19 protein-coding genes and 1 tRNA gene are annotated in these 16454 nt (G+C 61.6%); 9 read left to right on the top strand and 11 right to left on the bottom strand.

The genetic code is table 11. From position 1 onward, the window contains the following. From DOM66_RS19635 to DOM66_RS14915, 3 genes are all read right to left on the bottom strand, one after another. Positions 1 to 924, bottom strand: a complete 924-nt coding sequence (locus DOM66_RS19635; protein ID WP_157959062.1) for a hypothetical protein — start codon at positions 922 to 924, stop codon at positions 1 to 3. A 94-nt stretch (positions 925 to 1018) separates the two neighbouring features. Further along, complete coding sequence (locus DOM66_RS14920; protein ID WP_110690705.1) at positions 1019 to 1771, bottom strand: KilA-N domain-containing protein; 753 nt, start codon at positions 1769 to 1771, stop codon at positions 1019 to 1021. 798 nt (positions 1772 to 2569) lie between these two features. Continuing rightward, positions 2570 to 3112 (bottom strand): TetR/AcrR family transcriptional regulator, encoded by a 543-nt coding sequence (locus DOM66_RS14915; protein ID WP_110690704.1) that lies wholly within the window; start codon positions 3110 to 3112, stop codon positions 2570 to 2572. A 140-nt stretch (positions 3113 to 3252) separates the two neighbouring features. Here DOM66_RS14915 and DOM66_RS14910 point away from each other — a divergent pair, with 140 nt between their 5' ends. Beyond that, on the top strand, positions 3253 to 3828 hold the full coding sequence (locus DOM66_RS14910; RefSeq protein ID WP_110690703.1) for a LysE family translocator: 576 nt from the start codon (positions 3253 to 3255) through the stop codon (positions 3826 to 3828). A 209-nt stretch (positions 3829 to 4037) separates the two neighbouring features. Here the strand turns inward: DOM66_RS14910 and DOM66_RS14905 are convergent. The 4 genes from DOM66_RS14905 to DOM66_RS14890 all read right to left on the bottom strand — a co-directional run bounded on the left by DOM66_RS14905 (position 4038) and on the right by DOM66_RS14890 (position 6235). Continuing rightward, positions 4038 to 4114, bottom strand: a tRNA-Arg gene (locus tag DOM66_RS14905). A 128-nt stretch (positions 4115 to 4242) separates the two neighbouring features. After that, complete coding sequence (locus tag DOM66_RS14900; protein WP_110690702.1) at positions 4243 to 5064, bottom strand: AraC family transcriptional regulator; 822 nt, start codon at positions 5062 to 5064, stop codon at positions 4243 to 4245. A 9-nt stretch (positions 5065 to 5073) separates the two neighbouring features. Further along, a complete protein-coding gene (locus DOM66_RS14895; RefSeq protein ID WP_110690701.1) occupies positions 5074 to 5688 on the bottom strand; it encodes a LysE family translocator in 615 nt (204 codons plus the stop codon). 109 nt (positions 5689 to 5797) lie between these two features. Then, complete coding sequence (locus tag DOM66_RS14890) at positions 5798 to 6235, bottom strand: Rrf2 family transcriptional regulator (protein WP_110690700.1); 438 nt, start codon at positions 6233 to 6235, stop codon at positions 5798 to 5800. Between the two features lie 116 nt (positions 6236 to 6351). Here DOM66_RS14890 and hmpA point away from each other — a divergent pair, with 116 nt between their 5' ends. From hmpA to DOM66_RS14870, 4 genes are all read left to right on the top strand, one after another. Next, positions 6352 to 7575, top strand: coding sequence for an NO-inducible flavohemoprotein (hmpA, locus tag DOM66_RS14885; RefSeq protein WP_110690699.1), 1224 nt, complete (start codon positions 6352 to 6354; stop codon positions 7573 to 7575). A gap of 98 nt (positions 7576 to 7673) precedes the next feature. Next, positions 7674 to 8747: an NAD(P)H-dependent flavin oxidoreductase gene (locus DOM66_RS14880; RefSeq protein WP_245392453.1), complete on the top strand. Its 1074-nt coding sequence runs from the start codon at positions 7674 to 7676 to the stop codon at positions 8745 to 8747. Between the two features lie 196 nt (positions 8748 to 8943). Further along, positions 8944 to 9195 (top strand): hypothetical protein, encoded by a 252-nt coding sequence (locus tag DOM66_RS14875; protein WP_110678932.1) that lies wholly within the window; start codon positions 8944 to 8946, stop codon positions 9193 to 9195. Positions 9196 to 9698: 503 nt separating this feature from the next. Further along, positions 9699 to 9902: a cold-shock protein gene (locus DOM66_RS14870; protein ID WP_035475974.1), complete on the top strand. Its 204-nt coding sequence runs from the start codon at positions 9699 to 9701 to the stop codon at positions 9900 to 9902. 205 nt (positions 9903 to 10107) lie between these two features. Here DOM66_RS14870 and DOM66_RS14865 read toward each other — a convergent pair whose 3' ends face one another. Continuing rightward, positions 10108 to 10743: a hypothetical protein gene (locus tag DOM66_RS14865; RefSeq protein WP_110678934.1), complete on the bottom strand. Its 636-nt coding sequence runs from the start codon at positions 10741 to 10743 to the stop codon at positions 10108 to 10110. Positions 10744 to 10931: 188 nt separating this feature from the next. Between DOM66_RS14865 and DOM66_RS14860 the strand changes: the two genes are divergently transcribed. The 3 genes from DOM66_RS14860 to DOM66_RS14850 all read left to right on the top strand — a co-directional run bounded on the left by DOM66_RS14860 (position 10932) and on the right by DOM66_RS14850 (position 12769). Further along, positions 10932 to 11864: a LysR family transcriptional regulator gene (locus tag DOM66_RS14860; protein WP_110690697.1), complete on the top strand. Its 933-nt coding sequence runs from the start codon at positions 10932 to 10934 to the stop codon at positions 11862 to 11864. A 477-nt stretch (positions 11865 to 12341) separates the two neighbouring features. After that, on the top strand, positions 12342 to 12590 hold the full coding sequence (locus tag DOM66_RS14855; RefSeq protein WP_110690696.1) for a hypothetical protein: 249 nt from the start codon (positions 12342 to 12344) through the stop codon (positions 12588 to 12590). Then, complete coding sequence (locus tag DOM66_RS14850; RefSeq protein ID WP_110678939.1) at positions 12587 to 12769, top strand: hypothetical protein; 183 nt, start codon at positions 12587 to 12589, stop codon at positions 12767 to 12769. Before DOM66_RS14855 ends, DOM66_RS14850 begins: the two co-directional genes overlap by 4 nt. A gap of 204 nt (positions 12770 to 12973) precedes the next feature. Here the strand turns inward: DOM66_RS14850 and nspC are convergent, their stop codons facing one another. The 3 genes from nspC to DOM66_RS14835 form a co-directional block, all read right to left on the bottom strand. Continuing rightward, a complete protein-coding gene (nspC, locus tag DOM66_RS14845; RefSeq protein WP_110690731.1) occupies positions 12974 to 14152 on the bottom strand; it encodes a carboxynorspermidine decarboxylase in 1179 nt (392 codons plus the stop codon). Positions 14153 to 14174: 22 nt separating this feature from the next. After that, positions 14175 to 15374 carry a saccharopine dehydrogenase family protein gene (locus DOM66_RS14840; protein WP_110678941.1) on the bottom strand — a complete coding sequence of 400 codons (1200 nt, stop codon included), beginning with the start codon at positions 15372 to 15374 and terminating at the stop codon, positions 14175 to 14177. Positions 15375 to 15665: 291 nt separating this feature from the next. Continuing rightward, positions 15666 to 15917 (bottom strand): CsbD family protein, encoded by a 252-nt coding sequence (locus DOM66_RS14835; RefSeq protein WP_106419771.1) that lies wholly within the window; start codon positions 15915 to 15917, stop codon positions 15666 to 15668. Between the two features lie 164 nt (positions 15918 to 16081). On the opposite strand from DOM66_RS14835, the gene DOM66_RS14830 reads away from it, so the two are divergent. After that, positions 16082 to 16453, top strand: coding sequence for an ArsR/SmtB family transcription factor (locus DOM66_RS14830; protein WP_110690695.1), 372 nt, complete (start codon positions 16082 to 16084; stop codon positions 16451 to 16453). Position 16454 lies beyond the last annotated feature (1 nt).

Genomic DNA, 16454 nt, shown 5'->3' with positions numbered 1-16454 from the left:
TTATTCCATGCCTCTATGTCTCAGTCTCTTGATCCACTCCGGACCGTGCTGACCAGAAACTAAGTAAGCAAAAACCTCCCTCAAATCTCGGCGCAAATCGTAAAGGTCATCGACGGCAAGTGGTGCGTAGGGGCATTCACCGTATCGACTACTCGGATGCATCGTCATTACGCGCTGCTCGTACAGTTCTTCGAAATAGCGCCGCTCGCCAGGCTCAATGCCCAACGGGCGGTTGAACGTATCATCTAACCATGTTCCGGCATTTTTAGCAGACGGATTTGGGGTACCAGATCGTTTCAGCATATCCACGACTAGTGAGAAAGATGCCTCAAGGGCGATGAACGCCACAATGATAGCTTCCTCAGCAAACTCATAATACCGGGACAACATGTCGCACTTTATCAGGCATGCAATCGCCCGAAGAAAAACGTGATCTGTATCTTTTATCGCTTTCAAAAACTCGGCTTGGCGACCGAGGCTAATATCATGCTCAAATGTGTGAATAGAAGTTAACGATTGCTTCCTAGCAGCTGCCTCCTCAACGACAAGACGCCGTAGCTCAAGCTGAGTCTCACTGTCTTTAAATTCTAGTTCTTGCGAATCCAAAAAAGCAAACGTCTTATGCTCGGGATATAGAAGAATTCGTGGGCCTTTAGCATCCTCACATAGGAGAATGGAAGCCCAAAAACGGACCTCCTGTGGCGTAGCCCAAACCATTTCCGAGTAGGGAAAATCCGACGCCAGCTGATCGTAGGGTTTTGAATAAACGATCGAGAACGCCACTTCGCCATCTGCTACATAAAGTGACTTTTCATTCGCGAAAACACCCCGAGGATATAGTCCTTTAGAATCGAATAGCCGAATTCGAAAGGCTGACTCTCGGCTGTATCGAGACATTTCTTTAAGCGACTTCACAAGTTGCACAGCGAGCTCCCTGCAGGGCCAAAGCCAAAAGAACACGCGGCTACAAGTTGGAGGCGGAGCCAAAATGCAGTAGACGTCGTCGTGACCGTAACTGTTAGCTCGCCTGAGCAGGTAGAAGTAGAGTTGTAACAAAACTCAATGCCTGCTGATCTCTTTGGCCAAAATATCTAGGTGCGTGTTGCGGCAGCCATACCTCATTAAAATGACGCTTAAAGTCTTCGTACAACTCAATTGGGTAAAGTTTTGCTTGAACAACGCGACCGTCCGGATAGGTGTGAGCATACGTAGGAAACGTATTAGGCTCCACACCACGATTAGCCCTGAGCCATTTGCAGAAAATTCTACCTTCCGAAATATCCGGAACCATTTCTTGAGGGAGAGTATAACCAGCCTGCTCAAGAGGCGCAATTAGATTTAGAGTCAGCTCATTTAGCATTGAAAAGTGTGTATATGGAACTTTAGAGCGGTTTTCCATATACCTCTCAATATGAACAGGCATAACGGGCGTGGAGCGCCCTTGCTGCCACTCAGTCACCCATTGAGATACTTTGACAGCAAACTTTGGAGACAACCACTGCGCTAAGTTTATAGCGAGATACGGATGAACCCATGTCCCCTGGAGACTCGGATTTCCCCCGCTAATTACATGTATTAACTCTTGTTCCGGAAGACCTGTTTGCGCAGTTAATTCGACAAGAAACTCAGCAGTCGATTTTAAAGCCCTATAATCTGAGTAGCGCTTTCCTACAGACTTACAAAGAGCTGTGGCACTGATGTACCCATCACCAACTCTTTGAGGGATGATTTCACCTTCTTCAACTCTGGGTATTAGCGCTATCTGCTGCATGGTATTTCCTTAATTTTTTGGGAGCTAACAGGTATTAGATAGTGGAGTCGTTAATTGACTTGAACACGCATGCGGTCTTCCTCGAACCATTCGCTTTGAGTTGGAACCTGTCAGCCTTCTCAAGCGCTGTTAGAAACACCTTTGGTATCAATCTGACACATTTCATCTCGACTCTCTACCTAATGCTCCTTGCCTTTCGTAGAGTGCGCCGTGAAATTCATCATTCCGCACTCTTTTCCGGGCCCTGATCGGGCCACGTACTCAGTACTAGCGCGGCTAAACGCTGCTTCAAAACCGGCTCCTTTAGCCCGCTCGCGAGGCGGGGAGTCGACAGCGCGCCGGCAATGCTGGCGTAAATTCCGCGGTTCACCCCCCAGTAGCGATCACGGCTGATCCCTTTTGTTGCCGTACGGTAACACTTAGCACGTTTCTGTCTTTATTAGGAATACCCTCACACCCTGTCATTTGGTCGCATGTCGCAATCGGGTATGTTCTCCCCGAAATTTGCTTAGGGATAAATGTTGCAGATATTTAGATAAATTCTTGGCGCTACCCAAGGCTCATATCAGCACCAGCGGGAGTGCAACGTATGGTTTGTCGGAGGCTGAGCAATTGCTACCTCCTTTAGCTCACGGGCCGGGCGGGGTTCTGATCGTGCGAGAGGGAGACTGGCTCGGGAAGCAGTAGATGATCGAGATTGGCCACCAGTGCAACTCAGGGGGCACTGAGGCTATCGCACCCCGCTCCTATCGCGGGCTGAGCATGCTCGGGGAACCATCACTACGGATGAGGCGATGCTTACAGACTCAGCAGTCTGGCCGCTATCTGCTTGGCTCTCTCGACCGATTCGAGATTGCCTTCGCGTAGTACGCCCATGACCGCGCCATCGATCAGTAGCTGAAAATCGCGGGCGAGTTCTTCACTCGGAGAATGACCGGTTTGCCGGAGCTGGCGAGCAATGATCTCTATCTGAGCCAGCTTGTGCGCTCTGGCGATACGGTGGGTCTCGCTGCCCCGGTCGGCGGCTTCGACCATGGCGTTGATAAAGGCGCAGCCCCGAAAGTCGGCTTGCCCGTAGCGCTCGGCGACCACGTCGAACACACCCAGGGGCGAATCATCGCTGCCGGCAAGAGCTGCCTCCAAGGCGGCCAGCGCCCTCTCATTGCGGTGGCGTAGCACGGCATGCACCAGGGCGTCCTTGCTGTCGAAGTGACGGTAGAAGGACGCACGCCCCACGCCAGAGGCATCGATCAATTCGCTGATGCCGACCGCCTGGATGCCGCGTTGATAGAAAAGCGCTTCAGCCGTCGCTATCAGTCGTTCACGCGCCTGTGTCGCCATGGCTTATCCCTTCTGTGAGATTGACACGGGATGGTAATGATTAGTACCGTTTTACGCAAACGGTACTGATCGGTTCCGAACGGCGATGGCATGCCATGGCCTGTTTCGCTGCGAGAGACCGCACTCGGAGATGAAAGCTCATGTCGTCACTCACCACGCTCGCCATGACGGCAATGCTGTTGTTCGGCTCTCCGGGGCCGGGCCCCATGACCATCGTGGCGACATCCGCCACTTTTGGGGTACGCAAGACGCTCTCGCTCTATGTGGGCATTCTGACCGGGCTGGCGATATCCATGGTGGCCGCAGCCCTGGGCCTGGCGGCGCTACTGGCAGCCTGGCCAAGTGCGAAGCTGACACTACAGATCGTGGGCGGGCTCTATGTGCTCTACCTCGCCTACCGCATTGCGACCACGCCACTCGACACCCGCGCAGCCGAAGGCGCCCGCCTGACGATGCGCGATGGTGTCCTGCTCAACGTACTCAACCCGAAGTCCTACGCGGTGTTACTGGTGATCTATTCGCAGTTTCTGCTGCCGATCTCGCCAGCGACCATCGCTTATGTGGCCACCATGGGGGTTTGCCTGGCGGTTGCTGTGTTCACCAATATCTTCTGGATGTGCGTCGGCGGCGCCATCCGGCCCCTTGTGCAGCGCCCTCTCTTCTCCCGGTTGCTACGCCTCATCTTCGCCCTGCTGATGATCGGCGCTGTCTCCTGAGCCTTCATACAGAGTTGAGCCCCATCAATCTTCCGAGAGAGCCATGGCCGAGACGGCCTGGTCGATTCGATCTTTCTAATACGTAGCAGCACGTGGGTATGCAGCCGCGCGCCGAAAGGAGAGCCATACTTCACTGCATAACCCTGCGCATGCCGATTCTGGTGGGGCCTAGCAGATAGCAAAAAAGTGGGGCAACGAGGAAGGTCACTTGGTGCCCCCGATAGGATTCGAACCTATGACCTGCCCCTTAGGAGGGGGCCGCTCTATCCAGCTGAGCTACGGGGGCCTGGTGGCGAGACGGCATGGCGCCGCTGTTTCCAAGCGGCGCACAGTATAAGCGCCGGATTCTCCGAGATAAACCCGTTGTGATCCCGAGTGCTGCCGGCCCGAGCTGCGAGGCAGATGGGTCGGCACTCAGCGGGTGCCGAGCAGACCGCGCCAGCGCGCCGGAGAGAGGCCATAGGTCCGCCCGAAGGCGCGGGTCATATGGCTCTGGTCAGCGAAGCCGGCGGCATGCGCCGCCTCGGCCAGGCCAGTGCCCGCGGCGATCTGCTGGCGGGCTAGCGCTAGCCGGCGCTGGGTCAGATAGCGGTAGGGGCTGGTGCCGAAGAGCGCGCGAAAATCCCGCGACAGCGTCCAGCGCGGCTGGCCAGCGATGGCTTCCAGCTCATCCAGCGAGACGCCGTCCAGCAGCGCCGCGTCGAGCCGTTCCCGCACCCGCTGCGCGGCACGATAGTCAGGCAAGCGCTTGGGCGGGCTGCGGCGGGCATCTCCGTTGGCGGCCAGGGCATCGGCCAGCTCGGCGATGCCGTCGCTCTCCTCCAGCGGGTCGAGCGCACCGTCGAGACTGGCCAATAGCGTCTGCACTGCCGTGGCAAGTCGCGGCTCGCGGCAGAGCCCGCCAGCCACGAACGGCAGCGGCTGCCCGCCCAGGGCACTCTGGATCAGCGCCGGCTCAATATAGAGCATGCGGTAGTGAAACCCACGGGCGTCGCCGGCATGGCCGTCGTGGGGTTCGTCCGGGTGCAGCACCAGCACCGTGCCGGGCAGGCTATGGCGATAGCCGCGGCGGTAGTGGAAGCTCTGCACGCCGTTCAGGGTCAGGCCGATGGCGAAGCTGTCGTGCCGGTGCATGTCGTAGGCATGCCCCTGGAAGTGTGCTTCGATCCGCTCCAGCCGCGATGGCGGCGATGCGATCAGCCAGTCACTCTTCATCACCCCCTTCGCCTCTGCCATGTCGTCTCCTCAGCGCAGTACTGCCCAGACATCGCTATACCAGACATAGTCACGCAGCATCAGGATCGCCACGACCACCAGCAGCAGTGCCATCAGCCGATGGCACAGGCGGAACACCTCGACCCGGGCGATACGCCGGCCGATCAGATGGCCGGCCATGGCGTAGAGCGCAGGCGCCCCGCCACCGCCCAGTGCGATCGCCGCCGAACACGCCAGCAGCTCGCCACCGGCGATGCCCCGCCCCGGGAACATCACCGTGGCAATGGGGATCACTACCAGCGAGTTCTTGGGGTTGAGCAGTTGCATCAGAAAGCCATCGCGAAACACCAGCCGGGCGGCGGGCGCTGCCTGCGCATCGAGCGACACCGGCGCGCGGAACACCTTGAACGCCAGATAGAGAATGTAGGCGCTACCGGCGAAGGCGATATAGGGCAGCATCCGCTGGACCACGAATAGCTGCCCGGCGAGACCGATCACCACGAACCAGACGAACATCGCCAGGGCCACACCGAGGAAGAACCCCAGGCTCTCCCGCGGCGGGCGCGTGAGCCCGGCATTGAGCCCCAGCAGGTTGACCGGCCCCGGGGTGTACATGACGGTAAAGGCGTACAGCACGATCTCCATGATTGACTCGCTACCTCTCGGTTCCGTTCACATGAACGCAGCGCCAGTGTGCAGGCGCCCGAGCGGGCGGTATTGAACGATCGTGCAGTAGTCTCTTTTTGGGGTGCCCTCAGCTGCCGTCGCCGGAGATCAGCAGGCGCAGCGCCTCGCGGTTATCGATCATGTCCGCCAGTACGTAGCCATCCAGCACCTGCATGAACGCCTGCTGGGCGGACCACAGCACATGCTTGAGCCGGCAGGCGGGGTCGATCGGGCAGGTCGAGTTGGGCCCGAAGCACTCCAGCAGTTCGAGGTTCTCGGTCTGCCGAATCAGCGCGCCGATGTTGATCTCCTCGGCCGGACGATTGAGGCGCAGGCCCCCGCCCCGCCCGCGCAGGCTGGAGACATAGCCCAGCTGCACCAGGGTCTGCGAGACCTTGGCCAGATGGTGCCCGGAGATACCGTAGTGGCCCGCCGCCGATTGCACGGTCGCGGGCATGTCATCGCCTCGGATCGCCAGGTAGATCAGCAGCCGCAGCGCATAGTCGGTGTGCGTGGTGAGTTTCATGATCGCTTGACAGTCATAAAGTGGTAAATGATACTCCAATTTAAATTGGTAGATTACATACCAATTAAGAAACACTGGCGCCAGCCGCCAGCCCTACCCGCCACCGGGGAGTCACCATGCTCAGTCCAGACCAGATCGCCACCGTCAAGCAGACCATTCCCGTGCTCGAGGCCCATGGGGAGACACTGACCTGCCATTTTTACACTCGCATGTTCGCGCACAATCCCGAAGTGAAGCCCTACTTCAATCCCGCGCATCAACGCGAGGGCGCGCAGCAACGGGCCCTGGCGGGGGCGATCCTGGCCTACGCACGCCATATCGACGATACGGCCGCGCTGGCGCCAGCGGTGGAGGTGATCGCGCACAAGCATGCCTCGCTGACCATTCGCCCGGAGCACTACCCCATCGTGGGTGAGAATCTGATCGCCTCGATCCAGGAAGTTCTGGGCGATGCCGCCACACCGGAGATCATCGACGCCTGGGAGGCAGCTTACGCCCAACTGGCAACGGTGTTCATCGGCCGCGAGCGTGAACTCTACACTCAGCAGCGCGACACTCAGGGCTGGGCTGGCTTTCGGCCTTTCACCATCGTACGCCGCCAGGCGGAGAGCGAGAACATCGTCTCCCTCTATCTGGCCCCTAGCGACGGCCGCACGCTGCCGGCCCATGCTGCCGGTCAGTACGTGACGCTGCGGATGACGGATGCGGCGGGCAACCAGCCCATGCGCCAGTACAGCCTCTCCAATGCCCCCGGCAGCGAGACCTACCGTCTCAGCATCAAGCACGAGACGGGTAACGCCGAGCAGCCGGCAGGTCAGGTATCGCCACTGCTACATACCAGGCTAGCCGAGGGGGATCAGGTCGAGCTCACACCGCCCTATGGCACCTTCGAACTCGCGCTGCCGGAAGACCCGGCCCGGCCGGTGGTGCTGATCGGCGGCGGTGTGGGTATCACCCCGTTGATCTCGATGGCGCACGCCGCGCTGGCCGCGTCACCAGAGCGACGCGTGGTGATGATCCAGCTTGCCCGGCATGCCGGTGTACGTGCCTTCGGTGAAGAGCTGGCGGCGCTGACCCGGGCACATGCGAACTTCTCGCTGCATCTGTGTTACGACGAACCGCGCGCCGATGCACCCGCTGACTCGGTGGCCGGAATCAAGCATGGCCTGCTGGAAGCGGCAGATCTCGCCGCCTGGGTCGGTGACTCGACGGCCAGCTACCATGTGTGCGGCCCGCTGCCGATGATGCGCGAGCTGGACCGGCTGCTGGCCGAACAGGGCGTGAGCGCGAAGAACCGCCACTACGAGTGCTTCGGCCCAAGCCAGGTACTGGCGAGCTAATCCCGCCCCTTTACGGCAAAGGACGGCATGTACGGTTAAGGGCTGGGGAAAAGAGAAGGACTCCGTGAAGGTGGACGACTCAGCGACATAGGTGACCCGTGAATCAACGACAGGCTACGACACTCGCGCTATTTGAGACGCTGACACTGCCGCTACTCCAGGCCCCCATGGCCGGCATGGCGACCCCCGAGCTGGCGGCGGCGGTATCCAATGCCGGTACGCTTGGCGGACTGGGCCTGGGTTCCTCGACCCCGGCGGCGGCTCGGGCGGCGATCCTCCGCACCCAGGCGCTCACCGCGCGCCCCTTCCAGGTCAACCTGTTCTGCCACGCACCGGCGGCACGCGATAACGGGGTCGAATCGCGCTGGATCGAGCGCGCCCGGCCGCTGTTCGAGACCTTCGGCAGCTCGCCGCCGTCAGCGCTGGAAGAGATCTACCGCCCTTTTCAGTTGGATCCAGCGATGCTGGAGGTGCTGCTGGAAACCCGCCCCGCCATGGTCAGTTTCCACTTCGGGCTACCATCGGCGGCGCAGATCGACTCGCTGCGCCGTGCCGGTTGCCTGCTGCTGGCCACCGCGACATCTCTGGACGAGGCGCGTCGGATCGCCGCCAGCGGGCTCGATGCGATCATCGCCCAAGGGTGGTCGGCGGGTGGACACCGCGGCATCTTCGACCCCGACGCCGGGGATGAACGCCTATCCACCGAGGTGCTCACGCGCCGGCTGGTCGCGGAATCCACGCTACCGATCATCGCCGCGGGCGGCTTGATGGATGGCGCGGACATCGCCCGGACACTCTCCTGGGGGGCCAGCGCGGCACAGCTGGGCACCGCCTTTATCGGCTGCCCGGAGAGCGCCGCCGACCCGGCCCACCGCGGGCGCCTGGCGGCGGGTGGTAAAACCGTGATGACCCGTGCGATTTCCGGGCGCCCAGCTCGCTGCCTGGAGAACGGCTTTACTGCCTGGGCACGTGACGCCCGCCCGGAAGAGATCCCCGCCTATCCCTGTGCCTATGATCTGGGCAAGGCGCTGAATGCCGCCGCCAAGGCCAGCGGAGATGACACCTATGGCGCCCAGTGGGCGGGCGCCGAGGCCGCCCGAGCAAGAGCGTTACCCGCGGCGGCACTGATCGAGGAAATTGCCGGAGAGTGGCGCCAGGCCAACAGCAGCTAGGCTTTTCCAGCTCTGCACAAATTGTACTCCTAATTATACTTGTACAAGTTTTGGGAGTGTGCCACTCTGACATTGCGTCGCAAGGATTGCGGCCTCTGGAATCAGCATCGGATGCTGGAACCGCCTGGCAAGGATTGCCACCTTTAAGTACCGCCGGTCAGGAAGACCGACGGCTGGATGCCGAGGAAGGCCCCCAATGAAACACGATATTGCCTGTCACCGCTGTGGTCATACCCAAGGCCACTCCAACGACACCGCCCAGGACTGGGACGAGATCACCTGTGTCGGCTGCGGCGATTTCATCGCCACACGCGATCACAACGCCACCTTCGGTTCGCGCAACCATCGCCTGCATACACTGAGCCTCTCCGTCGAGACGCTGGTGCGTATGGCCCGCGAGAAGCCGGGCGATGCCAGCTTCATCGGCATTACCGGAGCGGCGGCGTGAACCCTGTACGTCTCGATGTCAGGTGTTGGGTCTGCGGTCACGATCGTTTCGATGTCTCGCTGGCACCCGAGCGGGCAGTCTGCGAGCGCTGCAACGCCCATCGCCGGCTGGGGCGCTCGCGCCCCGCTGCCACCATCGGGGCACATGGCGCCTCTGACGCACACCCTCTCTCTGGCGGGCGGTGCACTGCCCGCCATGCAGGTGCCACGCGCTGAGCGTGCGTGGCCTCTATCCCCCTGCGCAGCGCAGTACTAGTGGTGGCAGCTCGCCCCCGGTATCGCGACCTGCGCGGGTATCGACCGGTATTTTCACGCCTCAGCGCAAATATCGTTTGACACTTCAGGCCCAAAGCCGCACCCTGAGGCAGGTAGGTAGCAAGTCGCATATTGTCAGTCGCAGTCGAGTCAATCGGTAGCCTGGTTATATCCCCTTGTTTTGCCCACTAATTCGGGTATTACCCGGCAACTTTTGAGCGCAAGCTCACGTATTGAGGAATTCGACACATGGCAACTGGCACCGTTAAGTGGTTCAACGACTCCAAGGGCTTTGGCTTCATCACTCCGTCTGAAGGCGGCGACGACCTGTTCGCGCACTTCTCTGAAATCCAAGCGAGCGGCTTCAAGTCGCTGCAGGAAGGCCAGGAAGTCTCCTTCGACGTGACTCAAGGCAAAAAAGGTCTGCAGGCTTCCAACATCAAGCCGCTCTGATCTCGCTAGCCCTGCGCTACGGCGCAAGATAGCACCGACGAAGCCCGCATCTGCGGGCTTCGTTGCGTTTGGGCGGTATATTGCCATCCGTCCACTCTCCCGCTCGAACCTCGCCCTTCCTCGACCCCGATCAATACACGCGGTAGTCTCAGGCGTCATCCCATACCCTCTCTTCTGATATCACCCGCTCGCACGATCCCCCGCTTCAATCGAGGCGACGAATCCACTGACGCACCCGCCAGCGCTGCAGCCGGCTGGCATAGCGCTTGGTATCGATGGATACCGGCACCAGCACACAGGTGTCCTCTTCGTCTTTCTGCACCATACGAAAGCGACGAGCCGCACCGATAGGATGATCCTCGCTGCCGTAGATCGCCACCACCCGCACATCGAGATGGTGCAGCGTGGCACCATTGCTGGTCTGCCCCTGGGCGAAGTCGAGGTCATGGTTGCGGCAGATCTGCTGAATGATCGCGCGAAAGGTGCCGATATGGCTGAAGCTGCCGGAGAGCATCGGTCCCTGGCTGGAGAGCTGCTGGCTGTCCGACTCCACTTCGCGCAGAGAGTCGACCTCTTCGTCGATCAGATCCTTGGTCAACCACCCTTCGCTGGTGTGCAGGGAAACGATCACGTGCTCGAGAAAGATCGGCTCGGAACTCATGTTGCTGATCAAGCAGCGCGCCCCGAGACCGTTGCCATGGCCTCGATTGATGATGAGCCTGGGCCGTCGAGTGCGCGCGAAATTGCGGTAAAGAATCTGCGCATAAAAGACCCAGACGAACAGCGTGAACAAGCTGCTCACGGCGGTGATTGCCCGGCTGTTCTGTGCGAACCACTCCATGGATCGGCACCTCCTGAATGAAAGAGCCGCCACTCTAGAGCCTGGGCATCGAGCCCTACGATAACCTATGTGGTCCTTTGGCAAGCGCTGCCGACATCCCGCCCCCGGCACTGCCAGTGACATTTCATGCCCGCCCGCCACGGCGCTATACTCGTCAGCTCTGTCACTCCCCAGCGACGCGCAGCGCCATGCATTTCGATCTCGCCGATCTCCGTATCTTCGTTCACGTCGCCGAGGCCCGCAGCCTCACCGCCGGCGCCAGCCGCGCGCACCTCTCCACCGCCGCGGTCAGCGGGCGAATCAAGACTCTCGAGCATCAGCTCGATAGCCGCCTGTTCTATCGCAGCGCCCAGGGCGTGGAGCTGACCCCCGCCGGAGAGCGGCTGCTACGCCATGCACGCCTGATTCTGCGCCAGGTGGAGCGGGTCAAGAGCGACTTCTCCGCCTACGCCGATGGCGCCAGCGGGCATCTGCGCATCTTCGCCAACACCACCGCGGTGATCGAATTCATGCCCGAAGTGCTGGCCGAGTTTCTCGCCACCCGGCCCGGCGTGACCGTCGATCTGCAGGAACGCATGACCAGCGATATCATTCGCGGCGTGCTCGATGGCACCGCCGACATGGGGATTCTAGGCATCATGGTGGGCATGGAGGTGCCGCCGCGATTGCGCTCGCTGCCCTTCAGCCGCGACCGGCTGGTCCTGGCCACGCCGTGGGAGCACCCGCTGGCGACCCGCGAGGCGGTGACCTTCGAGGATGCCCTCGATTTCCCCCATGTCGGGCTCCACGAAGGCAGCACGCTGTTTCACTTCCTGCAGGTGAAGGCGCTAGAACTCGGCATGCCGCTGCCGGTGCGTATTCAGGTGTTCGGCTTCGAATCGGCCTGCCGCATGATCGAGGCCGGGGTCGGCGTGGGGATCATTCCCGAGTCCTGCGCTTTGCGCTATCAGGCCAGCATGAAGCTGCAGGTGCGCCATCTCGGCGACGCCTGGGCTTACCGCGAGCGCACCCTGCTGATCCGTGACGAAGGCGTGCTACCCGGCTGCGCCCAGGAGCTGCTGGACACCATCCTGAGCGGTGAGATAGGGCCGCTGGGCGCCCCGCCAGCGCCGCTCTCCTGAGACCTTATTACGGGGCCGCCTCCCGGCGCTTTAGCCTGACATCACCTCCGACATCGCCACGCTTTCGGCAGCGATCCCCGCTCCTGACGCCACTCTGCCTCGCGACACCGCAGTGGCATGCCTGAGTGCGCCCCGCGGGATGACACCAGCCTGTCATCGGCATGCAAAGATCGCGCATTAGCGTGAATGACAGGCGAATCGAGCACCCCATCGCTAATGGCCCACGACCAGCGCCGCACCTGCCATGCAAAGATGCCGTGCTGTGCCCTGCCGTGAAAGAACACAGATCGCACAATCTGACCCAGAGTTGTACTTAAAAAAATTCTTGTACAGCTTTACGGGTTATGCCAAATTCAGGGGGCAACATACGGACAGGACGTCCGCAATGTCAGCGCGGCAAGCCGCACTGTCTCGACCGGCAAGGAAGCCGACCCCCTGGACACCGGAAGTCCACTCTCAGCGCCAAGGAGGGAAGTCATGAAATACCAGATCTCATGCACCCGCTGTGGAAGTCAGCACGCCATCGCCCCGGATACCGCCCACGACTGGGACGAAATCACCTGCACCGATTGCGGTGAGTTCATCGATACCTGCGGCCACTACGCCGATACCCACGGTGTCTCCTACCCCATGCACGCGCTCAATCTGTCACGCGGGTTGATCCTGCAGATGGCACGTTCCAGCCGCGCGCTCAACGATGGCCCGGCGGCGCTGCGCTCGGCATGAGTCGAGTACATCTCGAACAGCCGTGTCTGATCTGCGGCTTTCGCGAGTTCTACGTCGCCTCGGGGCCGGGCGAGGCGCGCAAGCTGCGCTGCGCCCAGTGCACGGCGCATCGCTACGAGTCGCGCCGTGCCGATAACGCGGTGGCCGCACTGAGCGAGAGTAGACCGGTCGCGGTGTGAGCCGATGATCTGGGCACACCGCTGACCAGCCTTCACTGGCGCTCTTCGTTCGCCCTTTTGTCCAAGCCCTTTGGCCGCCTCCCCCGTCTCGGCGGCCTTTTTTGTGCCTGCTCGCCGCGCCGTTATCCCGAAAGCCTTACCTTCCAGCCTCAAAAAACCCCGCCGAAGCGGGGTTTGTCGAGTACCACCTGGCGACGCCAGCCTTCAACCCAAGCGCTGGCGATAGTCCTCGTAACCAAAGGTCCTGACCGTGCGTACCTCGCGGCTCTCGGCATCGACCCGACAGATCGACGGCAGACGAATGCCGTTGAAGGTGGTGGTCTTGACCATGGTGTAGTGGGCCATGTCGGTGAATACCAGCCGGTCACCGATGGCGAGCGGCGCGTCGAACGCGTAGTCGCCGATCACATCGCCGGCCAGGCAGGTCGTGCCACCCAGGCGATAGGTGTAGGCCTTCGCACCCGGCTCGGCCGCGCCGAGAATCTCGGGGCGATATGGCATCTCCAGCACATCGGGCATGTGCGCGGTCGCGGAGGTATCCAGAATCGCGATGGGGCCGTCGTTGTCGACGATATCCAGCACCGTGGCGACCAGGAAGCCGGTATTCAGCGCGATCGCCTCGCCCGGCTCCAGATAGACCTCGAGATGCGGATGGCGCGCGCGAAACTCGCGAATCACCCGAACCAGCCGCGCGACGTCGTAGTCGGCACGGGTGATGTGGTGCCCGCCGCCGAAGTTGACCCAGCGCAGCCCACCGAGATACTCACCGAACCGGGTCTCGAACGCCGCCAGGGTCGCCTCCAGCGCATCGCTGTTCTGCTGGCACAGGGTGTGGAAGTGCAGCCCTTCCAGCCCCTCGAGATCGCCCTGACGCAGTTCGGATGCCCGCGTACCGAGACGCGAGCCCGGCGCGCAGGGGTCGTAGAGCGCGACCTCACCGGTAGAGTGCTCCGGGTTGACCCGCAGCCCGCAGGAGACCGGCCGCGCCGCCGCCGCGACGGTGTCGCGGAAGTGGCGCCACTGGCCGGGGGAGTTGAAGCTGAGGTGGTCGGCGTAGCGCAGCACCACCTCCATCTCCGGCGCGGTGAAAGCGGGCGAGTAGACGTGCACCTCGCCGCCGAAGGTCTCCGCACCGAGACGCGCCTCGTCCTGCCCGCTGGCGGTGGTCCCCACCAGATAGCGGCTCACCAGCGGGAAGGTATCCCACATGGCGAAGCCCTTGAGCGCCAGCAGCACCTTGGCACCGCTCTCGACCTGGACCCGTGCCAGCAGCTCCAGATTCCGCGTGAGACGCGCGTCGTCGACCACGTAGGCTGGCGACGGGCAGGCGTGGATATCGAAGCCGCAGATCTCCGCCGGCGTCGCGTGCGTGGGATCACTCATCGAATCAGCCATCGCCCCGGACTCAGGCCAGCGGGTCGGCGTCAGGATCGAGCTCGACCATCTGCCACGGCAGGCCCATCTCACCGATGCGCTCCATGAACGGATTGGGGTCGAGCTGCTCGACGTTGAACACCCCGTCACCCTTCCAGATGCCCTCGAGCATCAGCATGGCGCCGGTCACCGCCGGCACGCCGGTGGTATAGGAGATTGCCTGGGACTGAACTTCGGCGTAGCACTTCTCGTGGTCGCAGATGTTGTAGATGTACACCTTGCGCCGCTTGCCATCCTTGATGCCGTCGAGGATGACGCCGATGTTGGTCTTGCCCTTGGTGCGCGGGCCGAGCGAAGCCGGGTCCGGCAGCACGCGCTTCAGGAACTGCAGCGGCGAAACCTGGGCGCCGTCGACCTCGATCGGCTCGATGCTGGTCATGCCGACGTTCTCGAGCACCTTCAGATGCGTGATGTACTTCTCGGAGAAGGTCATCCAGAAGCGGATGCGCTCCAGCCCCTTGATGTTCTGGGAGAGCGATTCCAGCTCTTCGTGATAGAGCAGGTAGAGATCCTTCTCACCGATGCCGTCGAAGTCGAAGGTGCGCTTCTCGGCCAGCGGCGCGGTCTCGATCCACTCGCCCTTCTCCCAGTAGCGACCATTCGCGGTGATCTCGCGAATGTTGATCTCCGGGTTGAAGTTGGTGGCGAACGGATAGCCGTGGTCGCCGCCGTTGGCATCCAGGATGTCGATGCGGTGGATCTCGTCGAACAGGTTCTTCTGGCCGTAGGCGCAGTAGATGTTGGTCATGCCGGGATCGAAGCCGCAGCCCAGCGTGGCCATGTTGCCGGCCTTCTGGTAGCGCTCCTGGAACGCCCACTGCTCCTTGTACTCGAACTTGGCTTCGTCCGGATGTTCGTAGTTGGCGGTATCCAGATAAGGCACGCCGGTGCGCAGGCATGCCTCCATGATGGTCAGATCCTGATACGGCAGCGCCACGTGAATCAGGACGTCCGGCTTGAACGACTCGATCAACGCCACGATCGCTTCCACGTCGTCGGCGTCGACCTGGGCGGTCTGGATGGAACGCGGCAACTGCTCGGCGATTGCCTTGCACTTCGCTTCATTGCGGCTGGCGAGGCAGATTTCCGTGAACACCTCGGGATGCTGCGCGCACTTGTGCGTAACGACACCGCCGACGCCACCGGCGCCAATAATCAGGACTTTGCTCATGAGTTCGATTCCAGATCGGGAAAAGTCAACAGTGGAAGGTCTTATCGGTAGTGGGCAACTCATCTGTCGTGCAGATTCAGCGCACCCCGACCCGATGCCACCCCGGTCTTGGTCCTCCGCCGGTCACGGGGACCGATGGAAGGGCGCAGATAATGGCCCCGACGAAGGCTGGCCTCAAGTATTTTCCGCGTCAAATGTGAAACTGAGCCGACACCCACCCTCTGATGACGAAAACCCCGGCCTGGGCCGGGGCTTTTATCGTCGGGGAGCGGGTAGCCGCACTCGGGCGTGTCAACGGCGTCCGAGCAGGATCCCCAGGAACACCCCGACGCCGCCAGCGATCGCCAGCGCGCTGATCGGATTCTTGACCGTCGCCTCGCGCACGCTATCGAGCTTCTCGCCGTAGTTGGCCTGCAGCTTGCCCGCGGCGTGGCGCGCGCGGCCCTCGTCGCGCATCTCGTCGTCGTCAGTGAAGCGGCCCACGGCTTCTTCCGCCTGGCCCTTGAGGGACTCGGTGCGTCCTTTCATCTGCTCTTCGTACATGCGACCTCCTTGATCGTATAGGGCGCTGGGCGAATCGACGCCCAGACAGCCTCTAGAGCGTAGTCCGCTCATACAGGTCACACAAAGGTCATACCGCTCTCACTCTCGTCGAAAGGCCATCATGGTGATTGCCGCCCCGAATTTATGTCTATATTCTTGGACACATGGACACAAACAACGCGCTCGACGCCTTTGCCGCCCTGTCACAGCCAACCCGGCTGGCGGCCTTTCGCCTACTGACCCGGCACGAACCCGACGGCCTCGCCGCCGGAGAGATAGCGCGTCACCTCGACGTGCCGCACAACACGATGTCGGCCCACCTGGCCGTGCTCAGCCGCGCTGGCCTGATTCACGCCCAGCGCCAGAGCCGCTCGATGATCTATCGTGCCGATCTCGCCGCCGTCGGCGCCCTGGCCGCGTTTCTGGTCAGCGACTGCTGCCACGGTAGCCCCGAAGTCTGCGCGCCACTGGATACCCTGCTCGGCAGTTGTGTCAGCGCAGCATCACCCCCTCGCCCATCGACCGATCCTTCATGAG

Origin of the sequence: Salinicola endophyticus, assembly GCF_003206575.1 — a bacterium.
Taxonomy (GTDB): domain Bacteria; phylum Pseudomonadota; class Gammaproteobacteria; order Pseudomonadales; family Halomonadaceae; genus Salinicola; species Salinicola endophyticus.
This window is presented reverse-complemented; position numbering and strand designations above follow the sequence as displayed.

What these genes read in the sequence shown, in the direction of transcription:
- DOM66_RS14875 (WP_110678932.1), top strand. Translation starts at nt 8,944, where the DNA reads ATGAAACACGATATTGCCTGTCACCGCTGTGGTCATACCCAAGGCCAC.
- DOM66_RS14865 (WP_110678934.1), bottom strand. Translation starts at nt 10,743, where the DNA reads ATGGAGTGGTTCGCACAGAACAGCCGGGCAATCACCGCCGTGAGCAGC.
- DOM66_RS14850 (WP_110678939.1), top strand. Translation starts at nt 12,587, where the DNA reads ATGAGTCGAGTACATCTCGAACAGCCGTGTCTGATCTGCGGCTTTCGC.
- DOM66_RS14915 (WP_110690704.1), bottom strand. Translation starts at nt 3,112, where the DNA reads ATGGCGACACAGGCGCGTGAACGACTGATAGCGACGGCTGAAGCGCTT.
- DOM66_RS14860 (WP_110690697.1), top strand. Translation starts at nt 10,932, where the DNA reads ATGCATTTCGATCTCGCCGATCTCCGTATCTTCGTTCACGTCGCCGAG.
- DOM66_RS14830 (WP_110690695.1), top strand. Translation starts at nt 16,082, where the DNA reads ATGGACACAAACAACGCGCTCGACGCCTTTGCCGCCCTGTCACAGCCA.
- DOM66_RS14895 (WP_110690701.1), bottom strand. Translation starts at nt 5,688, where the DNA reads ATGGAGATCGTGCTGTACGCCTTTACCGTCATGTACACCCCGGGGCCG.
- nspC (WP_110690731.1), bottom strand. Translation starts at nt 14,152, where the DNA reads ATGAGTGATCCCACGCACGCGACGCCGGCGGAGATCTGCGGCTTCGAT.
- DOM66_RS14900 (WP_110690702.1), bottom strand. Translation starts at nt 5,064, where the DNA reads ATGGCAGAGGCGAAGGGGGTGATGAAGAGTGACTGGCTGATCGCATCG.
- DOM66_RS14890 (WP_110690700.1), bottom strand. Translation starts at nt 6,235, where the DNA reads ATGAAACTCACCACGCACACCGACTATGCGCTGCGGCTGCTGATCTAC.
- DOM66_RS14910 (WP_110690703.1), top strand. Translation starts at nt 3,253, where the DNA reads ATGTCGTCACTCACCACGCTCGCCATGACGGCAATGCTGTTGTTCGGC.
- DOM66_RS14870 (WP_035475974.1), top strand. Translation starts at nt 9,699, where the DNA reads ATGGCAACTGGCACCGTTAAGTGGTTCAACGACTCCAAGGGCTTTGGC.
- DOM66_RS14835 (WP_106419771.1), bottom strand. Translation starts at nt 15,917, where the DNA reads ATGTACGAAGAGCAGATGAAAGGACGCACCGAGTCCCTCAAGGGCCAG.
- DOM66_RS14840 (WP_110678941.1), bottom strand. Translation starts at nt 15,374, where the DNA reads ATGAGCAAAGTCCTGATTATTGGCGCCGGTGGCGTCGGCGGTGTCGTT.
- DOM66_RS14920 (WP_110690705.1), bottom strand. Translation starts at nt 1,771, where the DNA reads ATGCAGCAGATAGCGCTAATACCCAGAGTTGAAGAAGGTGAAATCATC.
- hmpA (WP_110690699.1), top strand. Translation starts at nt 6,352, where the DNA reads ATGCTCAGTCCAGACCAGATCGCCACCGTCAAGCAGACCATTCCCGTG.
- DOM66_RS14855 (WP_110690696.1), top strand. Translation starts at nt 12,342, where the DNA reads ATGAAATACCAGATCTCATGCACCCGCTGTGGAAGTCAGCACGCCATC.